The sequence below is a fragment of the Staphylococcus sp. ACRSN genome (assembly GCF_022346615.1).
GTDB lineage: Bacteria > Bacillota > Bacilli > Staphylococcales > Staphylococcaceae > Staphylococcus.
On the sequence record NZ_JAKRNS010000010.1, the window covers coordinates 13,782 to 26,625 of the forward strand.

General features: G+C 30.9%; 17 protein-coding genes and 1 pseudogene. 2 read left to right on the forward strand and 16 right to left on the reverse strand.

What is annotated here, in order from left to right; all coding sequences use genetic code 11:
• Positions 1–2 precede the first annotated feature (2 nt).
• The 14 genes and pseudogenes from MHZ36_RS10005 to MHZ36_RS10070 all read right to left on the reverse strand — a co-directional run bounded on the left by MHZ36_RS10005 (position 3) and on the right by MHZ36_RS10070 (position 9,717).
• The gene (locus MHZ36_RS10005) at positions 3–1,073 is read right to left on the reverse strand and encodes an undecaprenyldiphospho-muramoylpentapeptide beta-N-acetylglucosaminyltransferase (RefSeq protein ID WP_239231378.1); all 1,071 of its coding nucleotides are present in this window, start codon (positions 1,071–1,073) and stop codon (positions 3–5) included.
• Positions 1,074–1,083: 10 nt separating this feature from the next.
• Positions 1,084–1,593 carry a GNAT family N-acetyltransferase gene (locus MHZ36_RS10010; protein ID WP_239231379.1) on the reverse strand — a complete coding sequence of 170 codons (510 nt, stop codon included), beginning with the start codon at positions 1,591–1,593 and terminating at the stop codon, positions 1,084–1,086.
• Between the two features lie 17 nt (positions 1,594–1,610).
• Complete coding sequence (locus MHZ36_RS10015) at positions 1,611–3,068, reverse strand: S41 family peptidase (RefSeq protein ID WP_239231380.1); 1,458 nt, start codon at positions 3,066–3,068, stop codon at positions 1,611–1,613.
• A 158-nt stretch (positions 3,069–3,226) separates the two neighbouring features.
• Positions 3,227–3,448: a YozE family protein gene (locus MHZ36_RS10020; RefSeq protein ID WP_239231382.1), complete on the reverse strand. Its 222-nt coding sequence runs from the start codon at positions 3,446–3,448 to the stop codon at positions 3,227–3,229.
• Positions 3,448–3,948, reverse strand: a complete 501-nt coding sequence (locus MHZ36_RS10025; protein WP_239231388.1) for a PTS sugar transporter subunit IIA — start codon at positions 3,946–3,948, stop codon at positions 3,448–3,450. Before MHZ36_RS10025 ends, MHZ36_RS10020 begins: the two co-directional genes overlap by 1 nt.
• A gap of 14 nt (positions 3,949–3,962) precedes the next feature.
• Positions 3,963–4,391 carry a peptide-methionine (R)-S-oxide reductase MsrB gene (gene msrB / locus MHZ36_RS10030; protein ID WP_239231390.1) on the reverse strand — a complete coding sequence of 143 codons (429 nt, stop codon included), beginning with the start codon at positions 4,389–4,391 and terminating at the stop codon, positions 3,963–3,965.
• Positions 4,384–4,911 (reverse strand): peptide-methionine (S)-S-oxide reductase MsrA, encoded by a 528-nt coding sequence (msrA, locus tag MHZ36_RS10035; RefSeq protein WP_239231395.1) that lies wholly within the window; start codon positions 4,909–4,911, stop codon positions 4,384–4,386. The genes msrB and msrA overlap by 8 nt, the downstream gene beginning before the upstream one ends.
• A 120-nt stretch (positions 4,912–5,031) precedes the next feature.
• Positions 5,032–5,871: a DegV family protein gene (locus MHZ36_RS10040; protein ID WP_239231396.1), complete on the reverse strand. Its 840-nt coding sequence runs from the start codon at positions 5,869–5,871 to the stop codon at positions 5,032–5,034.
• A 13-nt stretch (positions 5,872–5,884) separates the two neighbouring features.
• Complete coding sequence (locus tag MHZ36_RS10045) at positions 5,885–6,367, reverse strand: dihydrofolate reductase (RefSeq protein WP_239231397.1); 483 nt, start codon at positions 6,365–6,367, stop codon at positions 5,885–5,887.
• Between the two features lie 95 nt (positions 6,368–6,462).
• On the reverse strand, positions 6,463–7,419 hold the full coding sequence (locus MHZ36_RS10050; RefSeq protein WP_239231403.1) for a thymidylate synthase: 957 nt from the start codon (positions 7,417–7,419) through the stop codon (positions 6,463–6,465).
• Between the two features lie 235 nt (positions 7,420–7,654).
• Positions 7,655–8,089: a BrxA/BrxB family bacilliredoxin gene (locus MHZ36_RS10055; protein ID WP_239231405.1), complete on the reverse strand. Its 435-nt coding sequence runs from the start codon at positions 8,087–8,089 to the stop codon at positions 7,655–7,657.
• Between the two features lie 25 nt (positions 8,090–8,114).
• Complete coding sequence (locus tag MHZ36_RS10060; protein ID WP_239231407.1) at positions 8,115–9,236, reverse strand: conserved virulence factor C family protein; 1,122 nt, start codon at positions 9,234–9,236, stop codon at positions 8,115–8,117.
• 21 nt (positions 9,237–9,257) lie between these two features.
• Positions 9,258–9,536, reverse strand: a pseudogene (locus MHZ36_RS10065) (NifU N-terminal domain-containing protein); the annotation flags it as partial.
• Positions 9,523–9,717 (reverse strand): zinc-finger domain-containing protein, encoded by a 195-nt coding sequence (locus MHZ36_RS10070; protein ID WP_239231409.1) that lies wholly within the window; start codon positions 9,715–9,717, stop codon positions 9,523–9,525. The gene MHZ36_RS10070 and the pseudogene MHZ36_RS10065, both read right to left, overlap by 14 nt.
• A gap of 253 nt (positions 9,718–9,970) precedes the next feature.
• On the opposite strand from MHZ36_RS10070, the gene MHZ36_RS10075 reads away from it, so the two are divergent.
• On the forward strand, positions 9,971–10,675 hold the full coding sequence (locus tag MHZ36_RS10075; RefSeq protein ID WP_239231410.1) for a queuosine precursor transporter: 705 nt from the start codon (positions 9,971–9,973) through the stop codon (positions 10,673–10,675).
• A 69-nt stretch (positions 10,676–10,744) separates the two neighbouring features.
• On the opposite strand, the gene MHZ36_RS10080 is transcribed toward MHZ36_RS10075, so the two are convergent.
• Entirely contained in the window at positions 10,745–11,299 is a 555-nt protein-coding gene (locus tag MHZ36_RS10080; protein ID WP_239231412.1) for an RBBP9/YdeN family alpha/beta hydrolase, read from the reverse strand.
• A gap of 158 nt (positions 11,300–11,457) precedes the next feature.
• Between MHZ36_RS10080 and MHZ36_RS10085 the strand changes: the two genes are divergently transcribed.
• Positions 11,458–11,859, forward strand: a complete 402-nt coding sequence (locus tag MHZ36_RS10085; protein ID WP_239231414.1) for a ribonuclease HI family protein — start codon at positions 11,458–11,460, stop codon at positions 11,857–11,859.
• Between the two features lie 96 nt (positions 11,860–11,955).
• On the opposite strand, the gene MHZ36_RS10090 is transcribed toward MHZ36_RS10085, so the two are convergent.
• Positions 11,956–12,837 carry a 5'-3' exonuclease gene (locus MHZ36_RS10090; RefSeq protein WP_239231416.1) on the reverse strand — a complete coding sequence of 294 codons (882 nt, stop codon included), beginning with the start codon at positions 12,835–12,837 and terminating at the stop codon, positions 11,956–11,958.
• Positions 12,838–12,844: the final 7 nt, after the last annotated feature.

Here is a 12,844-nt window from a genome sequence, read left to right on the forward strand (position 1 = left end):
TCTTATTTAGCATCTTTAAGTATTTTATGGAATAAATCATAACGTGTAAAACTTTCTTTGTATACACCCATTTGTTCAATGATTTTATCTCTATTTTGTTCTATTTCAAAGAGTTGTTGTTTTAAATCCTCTTCAGTTAATTTATCCTCTGGTATTGTTCGGCCAAATCCTTTAGATTCGAAATTTTTAGCATTATCTATTTGATCGCCGCGTGATTGATCTAATCCTAATGGAATTAATAACATTGGAATTTTTAACGTTAAAAATTCATAAATCGCATTAGAGCCTGCTCTACTAATTACTGTATCTGTTATTGCTAATAAATCTGTTAAATCATCTTTCACAAATTCAAATTGTGTATAGCCTTCTTTATCTTTTAGCGATTGATCAAGTAATCCTTTTCCAGTCAAATGTATGACTTGATATGATTCTTGTAATGTATCTAAATTTTGTCGAATTATTTCATTTAATTTCTTACTACCTAAGCTACCACCCATCACGAGTAACACTTTTTTATTATTTGTAAAATGTGTGAGCTGATAACCACGATTTTTATCACCTGTTTTTAAATCTTCTCTTACCGTGGCACCGACAAAATCGGCTTTGTCTTTAGGTAAATATTGTAGTGTATCTTCAAAGGTAGTATATATCTTTTTCGCGAATTTTAAAGAAATCTTATTTGCTAAACCGGGTGTTAGGTCTGATTCGTGAATAATTGTTGGGATTTTTAAACTTTTAGCTGCTATAACAACAGGAACAGAAACAAATCCTCCCTTAGAAAATAATAGATCGGGTTTTTCTTTTTTTAATACTTTTCGAGCATCTAAAACGCCTTTAAGTACTTTGAAAATATCTTTTATATTTTCAAGAGAAATATACCTACGTAACTTACCACTTGAAATTGCATGATATTTAACTTCTGGAAGTTGTGATTCAATCATTTCTCTTTCAATGCCATTTTTTGAACCAATGTAAAATGTCTCATGACCTTCTTCAATTGCAGTTGGTATCAAGCTTAGGTTTACGGAAACATGACCAACTGTGCCGCCTCCTGTAAAAGCGATTTTCGACATAATAAAACCTCTATTCTTCTAAATTTTTATAATATGCGTAAAATGGTTCTCCTTTATCATAAGGATGATAATTAATTTTAACTTCTCCTACTTTAGTAAAGCCAAATTTATTAAACAGGCCTTGAGCGCGTTTGTTTAAGGCGAAAGTATCAGTTATCATAATGTGTATATTATGGTTTAATGCCATATTAACTGCAAAATCAAATAACTTTGTAGCCGCTCCTTTATAAGTTGATGAAGCCGCTAATCTATGAATCACATAGGCGCCACTTCTATCAACTGGCCATTCTAAATTATCATACCACTCAGATTGACTTTGGTCGACCACTATAAAAGCATAAATCATATCATTTTCTTCTAACACATATAACGTTTCTTTATTAATATCCTCTTCAAAGTGAATGTCTAATGGATAATGTTCATCCCATTGATTATTGTTATCTTGTTTCATGATGTCTTTAGCTTCTGCTACGATTTTTAGAATACTATCTAAATCTTGCAGCGTTGCAACTCTAATCATCTAAACACCCCTCAAGTTTATTTTAACTTTTTCAATAAATTTTGTAGTACAGTATCTTCTCCGTTTGCTTTATTCACTAGTTCTTGGGTGAACTTTTCATTAGTTTTCTTATCGAATTCACCAGTGACAGTTAAATCATTTTTGTTTTGGAATGATTTTATAGCAGATTCTAATGATTGATCGAATTTATCAGTATTATTATCTACTTTGAATCCCAATGCTGTTAAGCCAATTTTCATTGTCTTAACATTTTTATCCTTATCATTGAGTTTATAAACTTTTTTATTTGGAATTACATTTAGAGATTGATATTTAGGTTCTGCAATTTTAACATCTGGATTAATACCTTTTCCATGAATATAATGGCCTTTTGGAGTTAACCATTTCATATTCGTGAATTTTAATAGAGAACCATCTTTAAATTCATGCGTTGTTTGCACAATCCCTTTTCCAAATGTTTTGGTTCCAAATACTTTAGCTTTATTGTAATCCATCATTGCACCTGTAAACACCTCTGAAGCACTAGCTGATCCTTTGTTTACTAAAATGGATACATTCATGTCTTTTGCTTCTTTTAGTGCGTCATTAGGAGCTGTAATCTTTTCTTTATGATTGCCTTTTTGTAATTGAACGACCGAATCTCCTTTATCGATGAAGATATTTGCCATCTTCACTGCCTCGTCTAATAGGCCACCAGGATTATTTCTTAAATCAATAACAATGTTTCTTATGCCGTCTTTATGTGCTTTAATTATTGCGGATTTAAGTTCACCTGAAGTGCTATTTTGAAATTTGTTAATAGTAAAGACACCAATGTTATTGTGCTTTTCGTATTCTACACTCTTAACATGAATTTTATCTCGTTTTATTGTAATTTCATGTGGTTGATTTGCTCTTTCAATTGTTAAAGTAACTTTTGTACCTTGTTTTCCTCGTACTTGCTTAACTATTGCTTCTAATGGCTTACCTTTTACAGATTTACCATTTACTTTTGTCACAATATCTTTAGGTCGTATACCTGCTTTTTCAGCTGGAGAACTTTTCATTGGGCTAGTAATTTCAATTTTATTATTTTTCTTTTGCATTTCAGCGCCTATACCAACAAAATCTCCAGAAACATCCTCGTTAAATGAAGTCGTTTCTTTTTTAGTCATATATTCAGAATAAGGATCATCTAAGTCTTTTACCATACCATCTATAGCTGATTCTGATAATTCAGAAGCATTTGTTTTTTTATAATATTCGTTATTTAATGTTTTATATACTTGTTGTACCTTTTGCATTTCAGCGCGTTGTTCACCATTTAATCCGCTAGTCCAATGGCTAATTGCAATTGTCGCAAATACAGTTATGATTGCTGTTGCGATTATTGTAGTCAGTAATAATAAAATCAGTTTTCCTTTTTTGATACTTATACTTTTTCCTTGCTGCTCAGTGTGTTCATCTTGTTCTGTTACTTCTTTATTATCCGACATTTCATCACTTCCTAATACTTATGTAAAAATTTTATATTAATTAACTTTATAAAACAAAAAGAGCTAGGATTGAACCATATTCGATTAATCCCAACTCTCTTATATGACACATTAATATTTTAATATACTTATATATATATCGACAAATATTAAGTGGTTTAAAATTTTAGCCATTCTGTATATTCTTCATATAAATCATCAAATACAGACATAGAAACAGTTAAATCACTTTGTGTTTCTATGTAATCAGATAATATATGAAAGTCTTTTTCATGTCTTGGAAAAGATAAATCATCGAAAATTTGCTCTGCTAATTTCCCTTTTTCATCTTTACGACCTCGTACAGTTAACACAAATTGATAAAATGAATGATCTTTCATTAATTCATTGTCACATCAACGATTTTTGTTTCACCTTTTGTAACTGAGTTAACATCAGCAATAGAAACTGAAGTCGTATTATCAGAATTCGTGATTATAATTGGTGATATAACAGATTTTGCATTTTCTTTAATGTAGTTTAAATCAAAACGTAAAATAGGGTCTCCTATACTTACAGAATCACCACTCTCAACTAAAATTTCAAAGCCTTCACCGTCTAATTGAACTGTATCTAAGCCAATATGAACTAATAATTCTAGTCCGTTTTCTGCTTTAAGACCTATTGCATGTTTTGTAGGAAATACATTATCGATTTTTCCTTCTATTGGAGATACAACTTCCCCTTCAGTAGGATTAATGCCAAAACCTTCACCCATCATTTTTTGAGCGAATACTGGATCTGGAATATCTTCAATTTTCACGTATTCACCTGTGATTGGTGCAAAAATCTCACTTTCTTTATTTACTTCTTTGTTTTTACCAAATAATTTTTTAAACATAATTAGTTCGCTCCTTATTTTTCAAAATGTGGTATTAAGTCTCCGTAACCTAGTTCTTTTAATTTATCGAAAGGTATAAACTGAACTGCAGCTGAATTTATACAGTATCGTAGTCCGCCAGTTTCAGTAGGCCCATCATTAAAAACATGTCCAAGATGGCTGTTTGCATCTTCTGAACGTACTTCAGTACGAACCATGCCAAATGACTTATCAACAAGTTCGATCACTTCATCATCATCTAGTGCTTTAGAAAAACTAGGCCAACCACAATCTGATTCGAATTTTTCTTCTGATGTAAATAATGGTTTGCCTGAAATTTTATCAACATAAATACCTTTTTCAAAATGATTCCAATATTCATTTTGAAAAGGTGGTTCAGTTCCATTTTCTTGTGTAACAAGGTATTCCATTTCAGTTAAATCATTTTTCGACTTTTTAATCATTTTGTTTCCCCCAATGTCTTTCTATAAAGGATTTTCTACCTGAGCCACGTTGATATTGCTCGTAGTGAAGTGGATTTTTCTTGTAATAATCTTGGTGATAAGATTCTGCAGGATAGAAATTTTTATAAGGTTTAATGGGTGTAATTACAGGTTTATCAAAGATTGCTTGTTCATTCAATTGTTGTATCTTAGCTTCTGCTGCTTGTTTTTGATGTTCATCATGATAAAAAATAACTGGTTCATAATGTTCTCCACGATCAAAAAATTGACCTCCATTATCTGTAGGGTCGAATGTTTTGAAATAAACATCGAGAATATTTTCGAAAGTAGTAACATTTGAATCATACGTGATTTGTACTGCCTCAACATGACCTGTTTGGTTTGTACTTACACTCTCATATGTCGGATTATCAACATGTCCACCACTATACCCAGAAATAACTGACTCTATACCTGGATAAGAAGTGAAGGGTTTAACCAAACACCAAAAACAACCGCCTGCTAAAGTTGCATAAGCCATAAAAACCCTCCTAATACTATTTTGTCATAAAGTTACCACTATTTTAAGGATTTTGCTATAAAATTGTTTATATAATTATTTAAGACATTAAAGATTGGTAACATAAATAATGACAATATTTTAGGTTCTAAGTACAACCAAGCCAATTGCCCCTTGACCAGTATGTGTTGATATAACTGGAGTAGTAACGTTTGTGTCGTACTGACTTATATTAAATTCGTCTGTAAAGTGTTTTTTAATCTTATCCACAAATTCAATAATATTAGCATGTGCAATTCCAATAGATTTTATCTTTTTGTCACCAATAAAATGACTTATTTCTTTTTTTAAATATTGGACACTTGCATTTTGTGTACGTGAATTATGGATCAATTCAATTTTACCATCAACTAATGTACCTACTGGCTTGATTTTCATCATATTTCCAATCAAACCTTTGGTTTTACTGATACGACCACCTTTAATGAGTTGATTTAATTGACCAATTACAACGTATAGTTTGATATCTTTTTGTAATTCTTTAACATTTTTAACAATCTCATCTGTTGCTAATTCATCATTGTTCCAATCAACGACATGTTGGACTTGATAACCTAATCCATAGGAAATTGATTTTGAATCAATGACCGTCACATTACTATTAGTCATTTGACTCGCTTGTAATGCAGTTTGATAAGTACCACTTAAGCCTGAAGTCATGTGAATACTAATAATTTCAGAACCGTCAGCACCAAGCTCGTCATATAAATCAATGAATTTTCCGATTGCAGGTTGACTTGTCTTAACATCTGCATCATTTTCAATTCTTTCAATAAATGCTTCCGATGATATGTCAATTTGATCTGCAAAGGATTCACCATCGATAGTTAAATTTAAAGGTATGACATTGATATCATTGTCTGTCAAGTATGCTTGAGAAAGGTCCGACGTTGAATCAGTTACAATTTTCTTTTTACTCATATATTTCCTCCTGTTAGTGATGCTTCCGAATTAAATGTAAAAATGTATGAGGAATAGTGTTCTTTTCATCTAATTCGCCTTTGATAGCAGATTCTACTTCCCAATCTTCGAATGTATAAGGTGGGAAAAAAGTATCGCCGTTATATTTATCTTCAATTACTGTAATATACATATCGTCAACTTTATCTATAAAAGCTTCAAAAAGTGATTGTCCACCAAATATGAAGACATGACCAGTCAATTCAAATATTTCATCTATTGAATGTATAACATCTACACCTTCATGTCGAAATGATTTATTTCTTGTTAGCACAACATTGCGTCTGTTTGGAAGTGGTTTACCTATTGATTCAAATGTACCCCTTCCCATAACGAGTGTATTATTTGTAGTTAAAGATTTCACATGCTTTAAGTCATTTGGTAAATGCCAAGGTAATTTATTGTCGATGCCAATTACCCGCTGTTGATCGTGCGCCACCAAAATAGAAAGTGTCATGATGTTCCTCCCTTTGTTTGAGCTATGATTCAATTTTGTATGAACTCTCAATTATTATATAGTAAAGTGTTCTATTTATTAAATAAAAAGCGGTTTTATACTGCAATTGGTGCTTTTATTGCAGGATGAGATTCATAATTAATAATTTCTAAATCCTCATAATTTATGTCAAAGATAGAGGCATTTGAATTTATTTTTAATTGAGGTGCTGAAAAACTTTCTCGTGCTAGTTGTGTCTCAATGGCATCAATGTGATTGGAATAAATATGTGCATCTCCAAAGGTATGAATAAATTCGCCTACTTCTAACCCACATTCATTTGCTATCAAATGTGTTAACAAACTATAGCTAGCAATATTAAATGGTACGCCTAAAAAGATGTCTGCACTTCTTTGATAAAGCTGACAACTTAACTTGCCATCTTGTACGTAGAATTGGAACATCGTATGACAAGGTGGTAAAGCCATAGAATCAATTTCTGTAGGGTTCCAAGCTGAAACGATATGGCGTCTTGAATTTGGGTTTTGTTTAATCTGTTCAATAACTGTTTTTAATTGATCAAAGTGATTTCCGTTTTTATCTTGCCAATCTCTCCATTGTTTACCATAAACATTACCTAAATCACCATATTTTTTTGAAAATGTATCATCTGTTAATATTTGTTCTTTAAATTTTTTCATTTCTTCTTTATAAAGTAGATTGAATTCAGAATCTGTTTGTGAACGATGTCCAAAATCACTCATATCTGGTCCGTTATAGTCTTTAGAATTTATATAATTTTCAAAGGCCCATTCATTCCAAATATTATTATTATATTGTAAAAGGTATTTGATGTTAGTATCACCTTTAATAAACCACAATAGTTCAGTGGCGATTAGTTTAAAAGATACTTTTTTAGTTGTTAATAATGGAAAGCCTTTAGAAAGGTCAAAACGTAACTGATGGCCAAATTTTGAAATAGTTCCAGTGTTCGTACGATCGTCTTTTTGTTTGCCAATTTCTAAAATTTCTTCACATAGTTCATGATAGGATTGATCAAAGGCATTTTGCATCATCATGCACTCCTTCTTTTTTATATTATTTATGTTAATCATATTTGAAATTCACTTTAATTTAAAGGGGGGAATTCAATAAAAACAAACCCAATATTTACACTTTATGAAATTATCACGTTCGCAGTCAGCTATATAAAAAAACAGTGTCCTATTCTATAAAATTCGAATTGAACACTGTTTTTTTAGTATATCTATTTTTAGAATTTATTTATTTAATTAATTTGCTATTCACTTAGCAGTAATCATCAAAAGCGTCTTTGATATCCATGCAAATATCTTGAATATCTCTACCTTCAATGTGTTCTCGAGGAATAAAATGTTTTAATTCAGTTCCTTTAAATAACGCATAAGATGGGCTTGAAGGAACTTGTTGAATGTAGTTTCTCATTTCTTCTGTTGCTTCTTTATCTTGACCTGCGAATACAGTTATTTTATGTGTAGGTTTTTTGTCATTTTGTTCAACAACAGTTACTGCGGCTGGTCTAGCTAAACCTGCTGCACAACCACATGTAGAATTTATAACAACAAAGGTTGTTTCATCTTCTCCTACATTTTCCATAAATGATTTTACGTCTTCAGCTTGCTCAAGACTTTTAAAATCTCTACCAGTTAGCTCCGTACGCATTTGTGTAGCTAATTCATTCATATATGCTTCATATGCATTCATCTTAAACATCTCCTATATCTAATATCTAATTATTTTTGTTTCTATTAGCGATTTGTTTCCAGACAGAACCCAATGCTTCGTCTCCGTTTTCTATACGTGAAATTGCCATTTCAATTTGTAGTTTCACTTCATATGCAGGATCATTGGCATGTGTTTTTAAAGCAGGTAATTGCTCTTCTGAGCCTTCATCAAAGATAAACATAGCTGCACGCCAACGAACAATTTTTTGTGGATCATCTAATGCCTTTTCCATTTCCGGCAATGCTTTTTTGAAGCCTAAATCACTCAGACAATCTCCTGCTGTACGTCTTACTGCAGGACTTTTATCATTGAGCCCTTTATATAAATATGGTAAAACGGATTCATCTTCAATCATCCCTAGTAATACCACTGCTTCACGACGTAAAGGAATTTTATCTTCGTTTAGCGCTTTGCCTAATAATGGAAAATCTTCTATGGTTGGTGTTGGAAATGATTTTAACATTCTCAATCGCTCTTTCCAATCACTGGCTGTTTGATATGTGTCTAAAGTCACATGTTGATAGGTTTTTTCAGGAATTACAACTTCTGTAGCCAATGCATCTTCAACAAGTTGGTTTAATAGTGATTCAGGATATACGGCTGTAATTTCTTCGAAAACTTCTGCCATAATCTCATCTAGTTCTCCATACCTTACACCTAAATTTTCCCATTTTCTCAAAAATACAATGTTATCGTTATCTTTTTGTGCTGCCAACATACTATCTACAAAAATTTCAGGAAGTTGTTTTCTTTTTTCTTCTGTATTTGTTGTTAACTTAATTTGATATGGTATGCCTTTAAATTTCAATACTTCGGCTTTGACTTCACCAAAATGTTCATCAGGTAGAACTTCCTCAGTTGCATCAGCAATGTCTTCTTTTAATGTTGCAGTAACAATAGGCAATACAACTTCCCAATCAAATTTTGGTTTTTTGTCTACAGCTAAAAAATCCATGACATGGAAAATTGATTTAACACCCTCAATTGCTAATATATCATTAATAAATTGAGGTTGGTCATCTTTAATAGAAGTATACGTATTTGATTTATTGTCTTGACGCTTTTCATTTAAGACAATTTTCATTGTGTTTGGGCTTGGTGTAGGCTCTACACGAACAATTTCCATTTAGATGCCTCCTCTTTATATTTCTTCTAATGTTTCAGTAATCTTTGGTAAAACGTCTTCCCATTCTTGAGTGTCAGTTTTATTTATTGCTAAAAAGTCCATAACATAAAAAATAGATGTCACTTCTTCGATTTCTAATAATGCGTTAATAAATTCAGGTTGATCATCTTTAACCATATTGTATGTGTTAGATTGATTACCTTCCCTTGCTTCATATAATACGACTTTAATTGTGTTTGGACTTGGTGTTTGTTCGATTGTTTTTATATCCAAAATAATTGCCTCCTTATTGTAATTCATTACCCAATTGTTTAATTTGCTTACCAATAGAACATTCATTTATACAAAAATGATGCGCTTGTGTTTTACCATCGGTTTTTCTTTTATGATTTTTTAATAAGCATTGATTACAATAAGTGTTTATTAAATTATCGATTGCATCAATTGCCTCTTTTTCCGAGTAAGTTAAAATAATTGTCACGCTCCTATTATATAAAATTAATAAAGAGATATAGTTAAGGATAATCTTTATTAAGTATAGGTCACTTGTTCGTATTATATCACTTGTAACTATAATTGTTTAATATAAAATTTATAAAGTACTAAGTTAGAAATATCAAATAGTATATTTATTTTAAGGGCTTTGCAATTTGATTATCTTTTGGTAAAATAAATCAGTTGTTAAGAAGCGGTTTCTAAACACCCGCATCATCAAAATTTAGGAGGATTTTAAATTGTTTAATGAAATATTTGGTGTTTTAACGTTTTTAGTTACGTTTTTATTATTAGTTTTAATGTATAGACTTTTTGGGAAGCATGGTTTAATTGCTTGGATTGCTATTGGGACAATTATAGCTAACATTCAAGTGCTTAAAACAGTAGATTTATTTAGCATTTCTGCTACTTTAGGGAATGTTATGTTTGCATCAATTTATTTAGCCACAGATATTTTAAATGATATCTACGGTCGAAAAATAGCAAAACGTGCAGTGTGGATTGGCTTCAGTTCAACGTTAGTAATGATAATTGTGATGCAAATGTCACTCAAATTTGTACCCTCATCAATTGATACATCGCAAAATGCACTAGAAACAATATTTAATGTGGTTCCAAGGATTGCACTTGGGTCTGTAATTGCATATATTATTGGTCAACATTTAGATGTGTTTATATTTTCTTTGATTAAAAAAGTATTTAGTTCTGATAGAACATTTATAATTAGAGCCTATGGCAGTACAATTATTAGTAATATTATTGATACAGCTTTGTTTGTATCGATTGCATTTATTGGCTCAATGCCAAATGGTGCGGTACTTGAAATTTTCATAACTACATACCTTCTTAAAGTAATTTCAACGATTTTCAATGTACCGTTTGGGTATTGGGCAAAATCTATGTATCGAAATGGAAAAATACAAAAGTTAGATGAAGGTTATTAATTGTATAACTGTTATTATCGTTTGAAAATGTCGGCAAAATTTATGATTTTGTCGGCATTCTTTTGTTTTCTATATAATTTTCAAAATTTGTTCAAACAATTCATTAAATGTTTTATATCCTTCGTTATCTAGAAAGTGCCCAACATGATTAATACTATGTGTACGAATGCCAAAACATTGAGATACTTGATTTGAAGCCGTAATATTTACTATTGGATCATGAATTGCAGCAATTGAGTATATGTGTCGTGAATGAATTTTATTAGGATTGATTTCACATTGCTCTATAAAATCATCTAACTCAGGTAGATTTTCTAATTTGTCTATAAAACCTGAAATTAAGAACAAACCTTTAATAAGTGGCATATTGTTAATTTTAGATAAATAATTTAATGTTGTAATAACGCCTAGACTGTGAGCTACTATTACGGTATTTTGATTTAGATTTCCTGTTAAATTCTCTTTTAATGCATTTTGCCAATCATCAAAACTTGGGTTTTTACTATTAGGTAAGTAAACAATATTAGTATTGTAACCATAAGGTTTCATTTTATCAGATAACCATTGGAACCAATGACTTTGAACCCCAGCTTGATAACCGTGTATGATAAATAATTGTTTCATAAAATCCCTCCATAATCCCGAGTGTTTCACTACACTATTATGTATGTCGATAATAATACGAAATTCAAATCGTTTTAACAAGTATTTTGATTGTAAAAAATAGTATAACTAGCATTACTTTGTTAAAATATAAATAATTAAAATGTGTAGGTGAATTTATGGCAAAAATATTTTTTGATGCTGCTACATCAGGTAATCCAGGTGAAAGTACTTGTGCAGTAGTAATCATAACAGACGAAGCACGTTATCATTATACTTGTGAATTAGGTTTATTGGATAATCATTCAGCAGAATGGATGGGTTTAAAATTTGCTCTAGAAAAAGCAACAATGCTAGATTTAAATACTGCTTTGGTTTATACAGATTCAAAATTAATAGAAGATACAATAAATAAAGGTCATGTTAGAAATGAAAAGTTCAAACCGTTTTTAAATGAAGTGAAAAAAATGGAAAGTAATTTTGATTTGTTTTTTGTTAAATGGATACCGAGAGCACAAAATAAAGAAGCAAATCATCATGCACAATCCGCGTTATATCAATTAACTAAAAATAAAAAATAATAGAAGAACCAATTTACCTTAATTTTAAACAAATAATACCTATAGCTATGGGAGTGTATGTCCCCTTGCTATAGGTATTATTTGTTTTGTTAATTTTTAACTAAAATGTGTAGTTAAATACTTTCTTGAAACAAAAAGTTCATGTTCATTGCAAATATTTAAAATTTTTGTGATGTCTGTTGCAAATTTCATTTCGGGTAATAACTCATTTGCATTTAATGGAACTTCAGTGTGTATTTCTGCAAGCGTCTTAGAAAGCTTTAAGTTGTCCATATCAGCTTCTATTTTATTACGTTGTCCTGGTGTTAATTGGTCTAAAGCTGCAATAACAGATTCAACATTCCCGTGACTCTGAATTAATTTGATTGCTGTTTTTTCACCAATACCTTTAACACCTGGATAACCATCCGCACTATCGCCCATAAATGCTTTTACATCGATTAATTGTTCAGGATTCAAACCATATTCAGATTGGAAGCGATCTAATGTGTAACGATTGTAAATATTAAACCCTTTTTTTGTAAGCCATATTTCTACATTTGGGTTGATACATTGTAATATATCTCTATCTCCTGTTATAACATGAATTTGATGTTCGTTAGAATATTCACGTGCTAATGTTCCGATAACATCATCAGCTTCATAATTTTGAACTCCAATATTAACGAAACCAAATTGATTGGATACTTGTTTAACAAAATCAAATTGAGGTATCAATTCCTCTGGTGGTGCAGGTCTATTTTGTTTATATCCTTCAAACATATCATTTCTAAATGTGGATTTCCCCATATCCCAACACACAGCTACGTGTGTTGGGTTAATTTCATTTATGGCTGTAAAAACGTGTCTAATAAAGCCTTGAACACCATTTGTAGGCATGCCACTAGATGTACGCATGAATTGATTGTGTAAACTCGTTGCATAAAAATGACGGAATAATAATGCCATTCCATCTATAAGTAAAATTTTGTTTGTCATTGATTAA

Bases quoted from the DNA above. Each gene is read 5' to 3' on its own strand.
- MHZ36_RS10020 (WP_239231382.1), bottom strand. From the start codon at position 3,448: ATGAAAGATCATTCATTTTATCAATTTGTGTTAACTGTACGAGGTCGT.
- MHZ36_RS10025 (WP_239231388.1), bottom strand. From the start codon at position 3,948: ATGTTTAAAAAATTATTTGGTAAAAACAAAGAAGTAAATAAAGAAAGT.
- MHZ36_RS10015 (WP_239231380.1), bottom strand. From the start codon at position 3,068: ATGTCGGATAATAAAGAAGTAACAGAACAAGATGAACACACTGAGCAG.
- MHZ36_RS10010 (WP_239231379.1), bottom strand. From the start codon at position 1,593: ATGATTAGAGTTGCAACGCTGCAAGATTTAGATAGTATTCTAAAAATC.
- MHZ36_RS10005 (WP_239231378.1), bottom strand. From the start codon at position 1,073: ATGTCGAAAATCGCTTTTACAGGAGGCGGCACAGTTGGTCATGTTTCC.
- MHZ36_RS10080 (WP_239231412.1), bottom strand. From the start codon at position 11,299: ATGAAACAATTATTTATCATACACGGTTATCAAGCTGGGGTTCAAAGT.
- MHZ36_RS10085 (WP_239231414.1), top strand. From the start codon at position 11,458: ATGGCAAAAATATTTTTTGATGCTGCTACATCAGGTAATCCAGGTGAA.
- MHZ36_RS10055 (WP_239231405.1), bottom strand. From the start codon at position 8,089: ATGAATGCATATGAAGCATATATGAATGAATTAGCTACACAAATGCGT.
- MHZ36_RS10060 (WP_239231407.1), bottom strand. From the start codon at position 9,236: ATGGAAATTGTTCGTGTAGAGCCTACACCAAGCCCAAACACAATGAAA.
- MHZ36_RS10040 (WP_239231396.1), bottom strand. From the start codon at position 5,871: ATGAGTAAAAAGAAAATTGTAACTGATTCAACGTCGGACCTTTCTCAA.
- MHZ36_RS10090 (WP_239231416.1), bottom strand. From the start codon at position 12,837: ATGACAAACAAAATTTTACTTATAGATGGAATGGCATTATTATTCCGT.
- MHZ36_RS10050 (WP_239231403.1), bottom strand. From the start codon at position 7,419: ATGCAAAATGCCTTTGATCAATCCTATCATGAACTATGTGAAGAAATT.
- msrB (WP_239231390.1), bottom strand. From the start codon at position 4,391: ATGATTAAAAAGTCGAAAAATGATTTAACTGAAATGGAATACCTTGTT.
- MHZ36_RS10045 (WP_239231397.1), bottom strand. From the start codon at position 6,367: ATGACACTTTCTATTTTGGTGGCGCACGATCAACAGCGGGTAATTGGC.
- msrA (WP_239231395.1), bottom strand. From the start codon at position 4,911: ATGGCTTATGCAACTTTAGCAGGCGGTTGTTTTTGGTGTTTGGTTAAA.